At 54.0% G+C, this 13,150-nt stretch carries 9 protein-coding genes; 2 read left to right on the top strand and 7 right to left on the bottom strand.

The window, feature by feature from the left end; genetic code table 11:
• Positions 1-205 precede the first annotated feature (205 nt).
• Positions 206-4,801: a glutamate synthase large subunit gene (gltB, locus tag DFQ01_RS22040; protein WP_110046081.1), complete on the bottom strand. Its 4,596-nt coding sequence runs from the start codon at positions 4,799-4,801 to the stop codon at positions 206-208.
• 443 nt (positions 4,802-5,244) lie between these two features.
• Between gltB and DFQ01_RS22035 the strand changes: the two genes are divergently transcribed.
• Complete coding sequence (locus DFQ01_RS22035; RefSeq protein WP_110046080.1) at positions 5,245-6,552, top strand: stalk domain-containing protein; 1,308 nt, start codon at positions 5,245-5,247, stop codon at positions 6,550-6,552.
• Positions 6,553-7,043: 491 nt separating this feature from the next.
• On the opposite strand, the gene DFQ01_RS22030 is transcribed toward DFQ01_RS22035, so the two are convergent.
• From DFQ01_RS22030 to kapB, 6 genes are all read right to left on the bottom strand, one after another.
• Positions 7,044-9,122 (bottom strand): YhgE/Pip domain-containing protein, encoded by a 2,079-nt coding sequence (locus DFQ01_RS22030; RefSeq protein ID WP_110046079.1) that lies wholly within the window; start codon positions 9,120-9,122, stop codon positions 7,044-7,046.
• Between the two features lie 136 nt (positions 9,123-9,258).
• Entirely contained in the window at positions 9,259-9,849 is a 591-nt protein-coding gene (locus DFQ01_RS22025) for a TetR/AcrR family transcriptional regulator (protein WP_110046078.1), read from the bottom strand.
• 323 nt (positions 9,850-10,172) lie between these two features.
• A complete protein-coding gene (locus DFQ01_RS30880) occupies positions 10,173-10,367 on the bottom strand; it encodes a hypothetical protein (protein WP_146216913.1) in 195 nt (64 codons plus the stop codon).
• A gap of 8 nt (positions 10,368-10,375) precedes the next feature.
• Entirely contained in the window at positions 10,376-10,648 is a 273-nt protein-coding gene (locus tag DFQ01_RS30875; protein WP_146216912.1) for a hypothetical protein, read from the bottom strand.
• 15 nt (positions 10,649-10,663) lie between these two features.
• Positions 10,664-11,146, bottom strand: coding sequence for a hypothetical protein (locus DFQ01_RS22015; protein WP_110046076.1), 483 nt, complete (start codon positions 11,144-11,146; stop codon positions 10,664-10,666).
• Positions 11,147-11,324: 178 nt separating this feature from the next.
• Entirely contained in the window at positions 11,325-11,717 is a 393-nt protein-coding gene (gene kapB / locus DFQ01_RS22010; RefSeq protein ID WP_110046075.1) for a sporulation phosphorelay system protein KapB, read from the bottom strand.
• Between the two features lie 249 nt (positions 11,718-11,966).
• Here kapB and DFQ01_RS22005 point away from each other — a divergent pair, with 249 nt between their 5' ends.
• Positions 11,967-13,088, top strand: a complete 1,122-nt coding sequence (locus tag DFQ01_RS22005) for an MGDG synthase family glycosyltransferase (protein WP_110046074.1) — start codon at positions 11,967-11,969, stop codon at positions 13,086-13,088.
• Positions 13,089-13,150: the final 62 nt, after the last annotated feature.

Below are 13,150 nucleotides of genomic sequence, written 5' to 3'. Positions count from 1 at the left end.
AGGTCCATTGGCAGGCAAAGTTGATCCATGGTATATTGAATGTACAAAGAAACCGTTCCTTTCGTAAATGGTGGGTCGCACTTCCATTTTACCAAGGAACGGTTTCTTTGTGTTTCCTATTAGAAAAAAAACAGGGGCTGTCCTAAGGTCAAATTTTATGACCTTTTGGGACAGCCCCTTTATTGTTGCTTCCTTTATTTAATTATTAAACCCGTGCCAGCTCGCGCTTGTTCGCCTCGAACGCTTCCAGAAGCGCTTCGTCGCCCTCGTAGCCGTTGTCCTCGGCCTTGCGGATTTGATCCAGCATCTTCTTGTAGTCCTTCGGAATAACCTTCACGAACTTCTTCAGGCTCGCTTCCCAGTCGCCCAGGACGCGTGCGCCTGGCGCGCTGCCCGTCAGCTCGACGTGGCGCTCGATCATGCCGCGCAGCTCTACCTCGTCGCGTGCTTCCTCTACGCGCTCCAGGAGCACCATCTCGAGGTTGCAGTTGTTGTAGAAGTCGCCTGCCTCATCCAGTACGTATGCGATGCCGCCGGACATACCAGCCGCGAAGTTGCGGCCTGTGCCGCCTAGAACGACGACGCGTCCGCCGGTCATGTATTCGCAGCCGTGGTCGCCTACGCCCTCTACGACGACGTTAACGCCCGAGTTACGTACAGCGAAGCGCTCGCCCGCGATACCGCGTACATAAGCCTCGCCGCTCGTTGCGCCGTAGAACGCCGTGTTGCCGATGATGACGTTGTTCTCTGCTTCGAACGTTGCTTTCGGTGAAGGAGCAACGATGATTTTACCACCGGATTGACCTTTACCTACATAGTCGTTCGAATCGCCTTCGATCGAGAGCGTCATGCCCTTCGGAATGAATGCACCGAAGCTTTGACCCGCCGTACCGACGAAGTGGAAGTTGATCGTATCATCCGGCAACCCCTTCGCGCCATAACGTGTCGTCACTTCGCTGCCGAGAATCGTACCCACTACGCGGTTCGTGTTCAGGATTGGGAAAGTGCCGCGCACTTTCTCACCCGTCTCAAGCGCCGCTGCAGCCGCTGGGATAAGCTTCGTCACGTCAAGCGACAGCTCGAGCCCATGGTTCTGTTCCTGTACGTTGTGACGCGCTGCGCCTTCCGCAACATCGAATTGGTGCAGCAGCGGTGTCAGGTCGAGCTGGGACGCCTTGCTGCTCTCTGCGAGCTCCTTCGTCTCGAGCAGGTCGACGCGGCCGATCATTTCATTCAGCGTGCGGAAGCCAAGCTCTGCCATAATCTCACGAAGCTCTTCTGCGATGAAGCGCAGGTAGTTCACGACGTGGCTTGGGTCGCCCATGAATTTCTTGCGAAGCTCAGGGTTCTGCGTTGCTACGCCAACCGGACACGTATCGAGCTGGCAGACGCGCATCATCACGCAGCCAAGAACGATCAGCGGAGCCGTTGCGAAGCCATATTCCTCAGCGCCGAGCAATGCAGCGATTGCTACGTCGCGGCCGTTCATCATTTTGCCGTCCGTCTCGATCACGACACGATCGCGCAGGTTGTTCAGCATGAGCGTCTGGTGCGTCTCTGCTAGACCAAGCTCCCATGGGAGACCCGCATGTTTGAGCGAGTTGATCGGCGAAGCGCCCGTACCGCCATCATAACCGCTGACCATGATAACGTCAGCGCGGCCTTTGGCTACACCAGCTGCGATCGTGCCAACGCCAACCTCGGAAACGAGTTTTACGTTGATGCGTGCGCGTGGGTTCGCATTTTTCAAATCGTGGATCAGCTCTGCCAAGTCCTCAATCGAATAAATATCATGGTGAGGAGGTGGCGAGATGAGACCTACACCCGGCGTTGAACCCCGTGCATTAGCGATCCATGGGTACACCTTCAGGCCTGGCAGCTGACCGCCTTCGCCTGGCTTAGCGCCTTGTGCCATCTTGATCTGGATCTCATCCGCGTTCACGAGATAGTTGCTCGTTACGCCGAAACGGCCCGATGCAACCTGCTTGATCGCGCTGCGACGGGAATCGCCGTTCGCGTCCGGAATGAAGCGTTCTGGATTCTCGCCGCCCTCGCCCGTATTCGATTTGCCGCCGAGACGGTTCATCGCGATCGCAAGGCTCTCGTGCGCCTCTTGGCTGATGGAACCGTACGACATTGCACCGGATTTGAACCGTTTCACGATCGATTCAACCGACTCGACTTCTTCCAATGCCACTGGCGTGCGGCCTTGCTTGAACGTCAGCAGCGAACGAAGCGTCATATGCTTGCGGTTCTCGCCCTGCACGAGTGTAGAGAACTTCTTGTACAGCTTGTAGTCGTTCGAACGCGACGCCATCTGCAGCGTGTGAATCGTCTGCGGGCTGAACAGGTGGTCCTCGCCGTCTTTACGCCATTGGTAGTCACCGCCGGAGTCGAGCTCACGCTCCGCTCCTTCTTGCTCTGCGAATGCACGATTATGATGCTTGAGCGTTTCCTCTGCAATCGTATCGAGACCGATACCGCCGATGCGGGATTCCGTCCAAGTGAAATATTGATCGATCAGCTCTTTCTTCAAGCCGACCGCTTCGAAAATTTGTGCGCCGCGGTACGATTGGATCGTCGAGATACCCATTTTCGAGAGAACCTTCACGACGCCTTTCGTTGCCGCTTTAATGTAGTTCTTCACAGCCTTCTCATGCTTCACGCCGCGCATCATACCTTCGTTGATCATGTCGTCGAGCGACTCGAACACGAGATATGGGTTAACCGCGCTCACGCCGTAGCCGAGCAGCAGTGCGTAGTGATGCACTTCACGCGGCTCGCCGGATTCCAGCAGGATGCTGGCGCGCGTACGCGTGCCTTGGCGGATCAGATGGTGATGCAGCGCAGATACGGCCAGCAGAGCTGGAATTGCTGCGTTGTCACGGTCGATGCCGCGGTCGGACAGAATGAGAATGTTGTGGCCTTTCGCAATGACGCGGTCTGCTGCTTCACACATGAGCTGGATCGCCTCACGCAGACCTTCCTCGCCCTTCGCCGCTTCGAAGAAGATCGGCAGCGTAATCGCCTTGAAGCCCGGACGGCGAACATGGCGCAGCTTCGCGAATTCTTCGTTGCTCAGGATCGGCGTGTCGAGCGTGATGTGACGTGCGCTCTCTGGCTCTGGGTTGAGCAGGTTGCGTTCCGTACCAATCGTCGTTACCGTCGACGTTACGAGCTCCTCGCGGATCGCATCGATCGGCGGGTTCGTAACTTGCGCGAACAGCTGCTTGAAGTAGTTGTACAGACGCTGTGGACGTTCGGACAGAACAGCCAGCGGTGCGTCGTAACCCATCGAAGCGAGCGGCTCTTGACCCGATGTCGCCATCGGCTCGATGATTTTGCGAATATCTTCGAACGTGAAGCCGAATGCCTGTTGGCGCTGCTGCACCGTATCATGATCAGGTTCCGGCACTTCCGGTGCTTCTGGCAGATCTTCAAGCGTCACCAGATGCTCGTCGAGCCAGTCGCGGTAAGGATTTTCTTGCGCGATCTTCAGCTTAACCTCTTCATCCGACAGGATCTGGCCGGCTTCTGTATCAACAAGAAGCATACGACCTGGACGGAGACGGTCTTTGTACAAAATATCTTCAGCCGGAATCTCAACCGTGCCTGCTTCCGAACCAAGGATGATATGGTCGTCCTTCGTTACATAGTAACGAGCTGGGCGCAGACCGTTGCGGTCAAGCGTTGCGCCGATCATTTTACCATCCGTGAACGCCATTGCTGCTGGACCATCCCACGGCTCCATGAGGCAAGCATGGTATTCGTAAAAAGCTTTCTTCTCGTCGCTCATCGTCTCATGGTTCGCCCATGGCTCTGGCACCATCATCATCATTGCGTGCGGCAGCGAGCGGCCGGACAGATACATGAACTCGAGTACGTTATCGAACATCGCCGTATCGGAACCGTCTGGGCTGATGATCGGCTTCACTTTCGGCAGATCTTCACCGAACAATTCCGTCTCAAACAGCGATTGGCGTGCATGCATCCAGTTGATGTTGCCGCGCAGTGTATTGATCTCACCGTTGTGGATCAAATAATGGAACGGATGCGCGCGCTCCCAGCTTGGGAACGTGTTCGTACTAAAGCGCGAGTGCACGAGTGCGATTGCCGTTACAACAGCCTCGTTGTTCAGTTCTTGGTAGAACGAACGCACCTGCTCCGTCGTGAGCATCCCTTTGTAAACGATCTTCTTCGTCGACAGACTCGAGAAGTAGAAACGATCTGCGCCTTCTCCGCCGCCGAAACGGATCGCGAGCTCAGCGCGTTTGCGAATGACATACAGCTTGCGCTCGAATGCCAACGTGTCCGCAAGTGCCGCATTGCGTCCGATAAACACTTGGCGTACAAAAGGTTTCACCTTCAGTGCCGATGCACCCAGCTTGCTGTCATTCGTTGGTACCGTACGCCAGCCAATCAATTGTTGGCCTTCTTCAGCGATAATGGCTTCCAGCTTGCGCTCCTGCTCGTTACGAAGCTCATCTTCCAATGGAAGGAACAGCATACCTACCGCGTATTGTTCTTCAGCCGGCAGCTCGATTCCCTGCTGTTTCATCTCTGCTTTGAAGAACTCGTGAGGAATTTGCAGCATAATGCCTGCGCCGTCACCTGTATTGGGTTCGCTGCCTTGACCGCCGCGGTGCTCCATATTCTCAAGCAGCGTCAGTGCTTGGCGGATGATCTTATGTGATTTCCGTCCTTTGATGTTCGCCACGAAACCCATACCGCATGCGTCTTTCTCATACTGCGGATTGTAGAGACCCTGCTTCGGAGGCAAGCCAAAAATATTCTCGCTCATCGCAATCAACCTTTCTATATCGAAAATTTTTTGGTCTACCAGTCGGCGAGTACGAACGCGACGATTGTCACTTCATTTCCGGAGCGGTTTATCATAGAATGGAAATGAGGTTCCGAGATGAAACAGCTGTCATCAATCTTTCAACTGTGCAGCGCATTTCAGTCCGGTGAAATCCAACAACCCAATATTAGGTATAAGCTGGGAACTTATACTTCCTTGGATTTTGAAAAATTCGTCTTACATTCGCGTAATCGGTGCTCACCCGTTATCCAACGTTTTATTTAATAATCTTATCATTGTAGCAAATTCCGCGCAATTTAAAATTTTTTCATGCCTTATAAACGTTTCTTTGCGCTAAATCCGAACATTTAATAGATTAAGAGGTTTTATGTACGGGTTTTTATGTTTAAAAATTTTAACTTTATACGGGGAAGTGAAAAGAATTGGTCAAAAAGTTCATGGAAATTTCGCGTGTCACTGCAGCATCCGTTTTAACCGCTACTCTCATCCTTGGCGGCACAGCTTTGTCTTATTCTAGTAATATAGTTGAAGCTGAGGCAATTACTTCCGTATCTGCATCATCTGTACAGGCAGTTGACGATTATCACATCGTTGCAGTCGGCGACTCGCTGACCGTCGGCTACATTAACGGAATGGAGAATGAGGCAAATCCTGTTCCTTATGGCTATGTTGAACGCGTGTATGAGCAAGCCTTGTTCCACGGCCTTCGTGCTTCGGTATCCAACTATGGCATTCTTGGTCTGACGACTGAAGGGCTTCAACATTACATAGAAGCTGCCGAGAATGGCGAGTCGATTACAGCTGCTGATCTGCCATTCGGAACGACCAAGGAACCGCGCATCGAACAGCTTGCAGCTGCTACGCCGCAGTTGTTCGCGGACCTGGCAGCAGCTGATCTCGTGACGATTACGACGGGCTCGAATGATTTTCTAACTATATTCGATAAATTGAAGGATGGCTCCGGTGCCGAGGCTGTTGCAGCTTTGCTTCCGGTATTCGAGCAGCAGCTTGAAGCTTCGCTTCGGGCGGTAATTGGCATCAATCCAAAAGCCGAAATCGTTGTGTCCGACCTCTACAATCCAGCACCGCACAGCAAAGTACTTATTAGTGAAGAAGCGTATCAAGCAATCGTCAAAGCAAGTGAGGACATCCGTTCCCACATTGAAGCTGTAGCGAAGAAATTGACTGATGAAGGCTTCAACGTCCGTGTGGCTTATGTTGGCGCTCCGTTCCTCGGACATGAACTTGAATATACGACGGTAGCAAAAGGGGATTTCCACCCGAACGCAAAAGGCTACACCTCGATGGGCAAATCATTCGCACAAGCCATCTGGGGCGATTACCGCGAAGTTGCAGCACGTGCGGCTGACGTGCCAATCTCCGTCGTCGTAGCAGGCAAAGAGCTTCAGACGGCCAACAAGCCCGTACTGAAGAACAACAAGACGTACGTGCCAATGCGCGATATTACCGATGCAATGGGCGCGAAGCTGGATTGGAACAACAAGACGCAGACGGCAACCGTTACGCTCGGTGACCGTGTTGTTTCCTTCACGATCGGCGCTAAGACGATGGTCATCAACGGCAAGTCGGTTGCCGTCGAAACGCCAGCCTACCTGCAAAAGGTCGGCAAAGAGAACAAGACGTACCTGCCGCTTGCGGCGTTGTCCGATGGACTGGGCTTCCAGGTTGTTTATCGGGGTACGTTGAAAACTGCATTCATAAATAAGTGATTATCCTCACCCAAACCCTCGGGGATTAACCCCACCCAAACCCTCCCCTTCCAAGGGGAGGGCTCCAAGGGTTGCACCCTTTGGAAACCCGCAGGACTGATCTAGGTACCTTGGTGCGTGTGCCCGCTTTCGTCCCTGGGGGACACGCTCTCATGCGAGCTTGTTTGGTTACGGACTGTTCGGATGCATACGATTCGACGCACCTAGGCTGTTACGTGCTGATGCTCGCTTTCGTCCCTGCGGGACACGCTTTACTGTGGTGCGTCTGGCGAGTTGGTCCCCACGGGACCTGAAGGCTCGTTATGGCGTACAACCATTCTCAGCACATTCGTCCCTGGGGACTCGCTTTACGGTTGTAGAGCTTAAAGGTTGATTCCTGTGGAATCTGGAAAGCCCCATTGGGAGATTCTTTTCCTTTCGATACCTCTATAGTATTGAATGCAAAAACTCTAGGTGCATGCACCTAGAGTTTTTGTTTATTTGTATAGGATTTATACTGTTGCCGGCGTCTGTTGGGACTTGCCTTCACCGCCGTTGTTGCGGGATTGCTGTTTGTGCTTGAGCACGAAGTAGCCCAGCGTCAGCGCCGCGAAGATGACGCCGTAGATAGCGAGCGTGCCCATGCTGCTGCGGACGAGATCGAAGTCGCCGCTGGAGATCGCTGCTTTGAAGCCTGCTACTGCATAGGTCATTGGCATCCAATCGCCGATCGTTTGCAGCCAAGCCGGTACGAGCTCTTTTGGATACGTGCCCGAGCTGCTCGTCAGCTGGAGGATCAGGATAATGATCGAGACGAAGCGACCTGGCTGATCCAACAGTGTAACGAAGAACTGGATAATCATCATGAAGGATAAGCTCGTTACAAGGCTAAGTCCAACGAACCAACCTAAACTTTGTACTTCAAGACCAATGGCATAGAGCAGAATCGCATCCGCGATCAGCGTCTGAATAATGCCAACGAGGATGAACAGCAGTACCTTACTTGTAAACCAGCTGCCACCGGAACGTGGACGTCCTACGCTGTCTCGCATTGGCAGTACGATCGTCGACAATAGCGCACCAACGAACAAACCAAGACCCAAGCTGTATGGTGCGAAGCCTGTTCCGTAGTTCGGTACGGTCGTCAGCTTCTTCTCGCTTACTTCAACCGGACCTGCGAACATATCGGCTTTCTTCTCGTTACTGCTGTCGTCGGATGAAACTTGCTCCGACGTCGTATTCGACGCTTCGCTGAGCTTGTCGGCGAGCTCGGCGGAGCCGTCAGCGAGCTTGCCGACGCCGTCCGTCAACGCGGCCGAGCCATCGGCGAGCTGCCCCGAGCCGCTAGCGAGCTCGGAGGCGCCCGCATCCGCCGCGGCTGCTCCAGCGGCGGCCTGCTTGGCGCCCGACGCGAGCTGCGCGGCGCCGCTGGCAAGCTTCGCGCCGCCAGTCGCTGCGCCTTCGAGCTTCGCGTCGAAGGCGGACAACCCCTGCAGCAGGGTCGAATTGCCCTGCTGCAGCTCGCTCGCGCCAGCGGCCAGTTGGCCGCCGCTGGTCGCGAGCCCGTCTGCGCCGGCGGCCAAGGCTTTGGCCGCGGCGACCAGCTGCTGCAGCGCCTCCTGCTGCGCTGCAGCGTCGCCGCCTTCGGCGGCTGTTCCAGAGGCAGCAGCTGAGGATGCGAAGGCATCCAGCTGCGCCGCCAGCTCCGCGGCGCTCGAGGCGAGCTTCGTCTCCGCCTCATGCGCCGCTGTCGCTCCCGATGCCAGCTTCGCGCTGGCATCGGACGCTTTCTCTGCGCCGGCCGTCAATTGGCCGGACGCCTCACTCAGCTGGCCGAGCCCGCTTCCCAGCTCGGCCGCGCTTGAGCTGAGCGACGCCGCACCGCTTGCAACCTGCGCTGCGCCGTCACTAACTTGCTTCACGCCGGACTCGAGTCCCAGCGTGCCGTCCGCAAGCTTCTCCAGATTGCGCTGCAGCGTCGCTGCGCCATCCTTTGCTTCCGATGCGCCGCTCGACAGCTTGCCGGCGCCATCACTTGCTTCCGCGAAGCCGTCGGCCACTTTGCCGAACTGCTCCAGCATCGTCTCCGCATACGACTTCGTTACTTCTTTCGATAGCGAAGTTTTCAGCTCCGTAATCGCCGCGCTGCCGATTTTGGAAGCGGTGAAGCTGAGACTTTCATTTGTTACATAAACGAGCTGCGATGGCGTCGGTTCTGCATCCATGAGCGTTGTGGCCTGCTTGGAGAAGTCGCTAGGAATTTCGAGCGCGAGATAATAACGCCCGTCTTTGACACCATCCTCCGCCTCTTCCTTATCGACGAAAGCCCATTTGAACTTATCATTGTCTTTTAAATTGTCGACAAGTTCACTCCCAAGCGCCAGCTGCTTACCGTCGAGCTCTGCTCCTGTGTCTTCATTTACGATTGCTACTGGCAGTTCGCTCGTCTTTCCGTATGGATCCCAGAACGCCCCAACGAGCATCCCGCTGTACATAATAGGAATGAACAAAATGCCGATAACAGAAATAAGTACTTTCTTGTTTTTTACAATATCGAGCAGCTCCTGCCCGAATAAACGCATGCCCTGCATAGAGGCGTCCTCCTTTATTAGCTTCGGCTAGAACATTCTGACCGTTTTGCTCATTTGGTCATTATCTTACTGAAAAATAGAGCGGATTCCGCTCTTTCTTCAATTACTACCTATCTATATCAACGCGTCAGGCTCGCTAGCCCTTCGCGCAGATGCCGTGCTGGAACAGCCCCGTCAATTGCTCGGCCACCTCGTCCTTCGACAATGGTGCGTGCCTGCGGCTCCACTCTGCGGCAAGCGCCAGATACACTCTGATCATCATGAATGCGGTGATCGATGGGTTCACATCTCTGAGCTCGCCCTTCTGCTGTGCTGCCCGGATTTCGCGCTCAATGAAGCCAATGACGGCATCTTCGAGTGCTCCAAGTCCTTCACTGACCGCCGAAGTGCCGACCTCACGCTCCTCTTGGGTCAGCTTGACGACCAGCTCGTGCGTTTCACGGAACTGCAGAACGCCATACATCACATCGGTTAGATTGTCGAAAAAGGAGCGGTTCTCCACAATCCGGCCGACTACAACCGCCCTCATCTCCGACGTCAAGCGACGAATAATCTCGCCGAACAGTTCCTCCTTCGTAGCAAAAAACGTGTATATCGTTCCTTTGCCTACACCTGCCAGCTTCGCCACCAGCTCCATTGTCGTTGCCTTATAGCCAAACATCGTAAACGACTTCGCTGCCGCTTCAACGATCAGCGCCTTGCGATCCACCGTCTTCTTCTCTGCCATCCGATCACCGCTCCTTTCTCATTGTATTAATTAAACGTGATGGCACATGATTTGCAATCATAACCTGATCAGCCAGTCGTCTGAACTTTGTGACCAGAATTCAATTTCGGTCATTTGGTCAAAAACAATATTACCACTTTTCATTCACGTATTCAAGTCACTTTCATTACATTTTCAATCGGCATCGTCACAATCCCGCACCAACCATGGTATTGTCTGACAGTCCACTCCATGGTCACGCCGCTGCCAACGCAGTTTTCGATGAGATAAGAAAACCTTACTTTCCCCATACGCCCACCACTCATCACAATGCATTTCTGCACCTACGCCTGCCATTCCGCCGCTTCTAGCTCGCGTAGGTGCATTTCTGCACCTACACCTGCCACTCCGCCGCCTTTAGCTCCGCGTAGGTGCATTTCTGCACCTTCACTCGCCACTCCACCGCTTCTAGCTCCGCGTAGGTGCATTTCTGCACCTACGCCAGCCACTCGACCGCTTCTAGCTCCGCGTAGGTGCATTTCTGCACCTACACCTGCCACTCCACCGCTTCCAGCTCCGCGTAGGTGCATTTTTGCACCTTCACTCGCCATTCCACCGCTTCCAGCTCCGCGTAGGTGCATTTCTGCACCTTCACTCGCCACTCCACTGCTTCTAGCTCCGCGTAGGTGCATTTCTGCACCTTCACTCGCCATTCCACCGCTTCTAGCTCCGCGTAGGTGCATTTCTGCACCTTCACTCGCCATTCCACCGTTCCTAGCTCCGCGTAGGTGCATTTCTGCACCTTCACTCGCCATTCCACCGCTCCTAGCTCCGCTTAGGTGCATTTCTGCACCTTCACTCGCCACTTCACCGCTTCCAGCTCCGTGTAGGTGCATTTCTGCACCTTCACTCGCCATTCCACTGCTTCCGGCTCCGCGTAGGTGCATATCTGCACCTTCGCTCGCCATTCCACCGCTTCCAGCTCCGCGTAGGTGCATATCTGCACCTTCACTCGCCACTTCACCGCTTCCAGCTCCGCGTAGGTGCATTTCTGCACCTTCACTCGCCACTTCACCGCTTCCAGCTCCGTGTAGGTGCATTTCTGCACCTTCACTCGCCATTCCACCGCTTCCAGCTCCGCGTAGGTGCATTTCTGCACCTTCACTCGCCACTCCACTGCTTCTAGCTCCGCGTAGGTGCATTTCTGCACCTTCACTCGCCATTCCACCGCTTCCAGCTCCGCGTAGGTGCATTTCTGCACCTTCACTCGCCACTCCACTGCTTCTAGCTCCGCGTAGGTGCATATCTGCACCTTCACTCGCCACTTCACCTAGCTCCGCGTAGGTGCATATCTGCACCTTCACTCGCCACTTCACCTAGCTCCGCGTAGGTGCATTTCTGCACCTACGCCTCACCTGCTCCTACTCTCCTACTCTCCACCACGTCCATTTAGCAACTCAACAGCGCCAACGCCCGTGACAACGCACAGCTTCGTTTTACATCCCATAGTCCTTCTTCACAATCGCCAGCGTCTCAAGCCCCCGCTCAGCCCATCGCTTCAAGCGGTCCAGCTCAGCTGCCTCTTCTTCCAGTGCACGCACGAGCGAAGCCTGATAATCCGGCACCTCGCCATGGAAGGGCTCAATATCTTGATAAGCAACCAGCGCTTTCTCGTTGTGGCTCAGCGCCTTGCGTTCGTGAAACATCGGCACGTCCGGATCATATGGATAGTGAAGATTACCCTGCTGTGGATGCTTCAGCACCGCCATCACCTGCACGACAGCGCGTGGTCCTCCTGTTTCGAATACCGTCCCTGCGTAAACGCCCGTCTTGTATGTCATACGCACGATTTGATCTTTTTCCGGCTGATTTTGTTGTGAATATCGCATCTTTTTCTCCGCAACCTTTCCTTATATAAATGTTTCTCGCTGCGTCATAACCTACAGGTATGTGACTACAGTAACAACTTGCCCATAAAGCGAAACCTAAAGTTTAGATTAAATTAACGTACACTTCGAATGCAAGCTTCAATTGTGATCTTGTGTTTACGTGCAAAAGCATCGTAATATGGTAATATGACTATCGCCGCGCACGTTTGCGGCCTTATTAATGATGCGGTTAGAAAAGTGGGTGAGTCCATGCGTAAGAAAAGAGTGCTTCTGCTCTCCGAAGGGTTCGGTTCAGGACATACTCAAGCCGCCTACGCGCTCGCAGTCGGCCTCCGTCTTTCGTCGCCGGATATTCAGACGCGCGTCATTGAACTGGGCAAGTTTCTCAACCCAGTCGTTGGTCCACTAATTGTATCGGCATACAGGAAGACTGTTAGTAAACAGCCGAAGCTGGTCGGCATGATGTATAGAAGCAATTATCATAAATCGCTCAATCGGTTTACCCAGCTTGCTCTGCACCGTGTATTTTATACGCATACGTCGCAAGTTATTGATCAACTCAAGCCTGACCTGATTATTTGTACACACCCTGTCCCGAATGCAGTCGTCTCCCGATTGAAACGGCTCGGCGAAGAGGATGTGCAGCTCTGCACCGTCATTACAGATTATGATGCGCACGGCACATGGATCAGTCAGGAGGTCAATCACTACCTCGTCTCTACGCCGAAGGTGAAGCGCAAGCTGATAGAGCGCGGCGTAGACGGTGATCGGATCGAGGTAACCGGCATTCCCGTCCATCCAAGCTTCTGGCAGACGAGCGAACGTGACGAGGTGCTGAAGCAGTTCGGCTTGCGCGACATGCCGACGGTTCTTGTCATGGGCGGCGGCTGGGGGCTGATGGACGACGACGACCAATTGCTTGATTATATGACCGAATGGCGCGATCGCGTGCAGCTCATTATATGCGTAGGCAGCAATGAGAAAATGAAGGAAAAGCTGCTGCAGGAGGAACGTTTCGTTCATCCGAACGTCCACATTCTTGGTTTTACCCGCGAGGTAAGCAAGCTGATGGATGTAGCTGACCTGCTTGTGACGAAGCCTGGCGGCATGACATGTACGGAGGGGCTCAGCAAGGGGCTTCCAATGTTGTTCTACAAACCGATTCCTGGACAGGAAGAGGAGAACAGCGGGTATTTTGTGCAAAATGGTTTTGCCGAAATGCTGAACACCCGCGAAACGATCGACAAGTGGTTCAAGCGCATTCAAGAACGTGAGGCATTTGCAGAGTTCAGACAAGCACTGCTTCGCAAACGCAACGAACAATACGATCCAAAGGAATGTACAGACGCCGTCCTGCGATTTATGCAGTGACGGCTGTTTTTTTGTGCATAGATGGATGTCGATATCCGAATTCGTTCCGAATGGAATATTTC

The sequence above is a fragment of the Paenibacillus cellulosilyticus genome (assembly GCF_003182255.1).
GTDB lineage: Bacteria > Bacillota > Bacilli > Paenibacillales > Paenibacillaceae > Paenibacillus_T > Paenibacillus_T cellulosilyticus.
The sequence above is the reverse complement of the archived record's forward strand: the minus strand, read 5'-3'. Positions and strand labels throughout refer to the sequence as shown.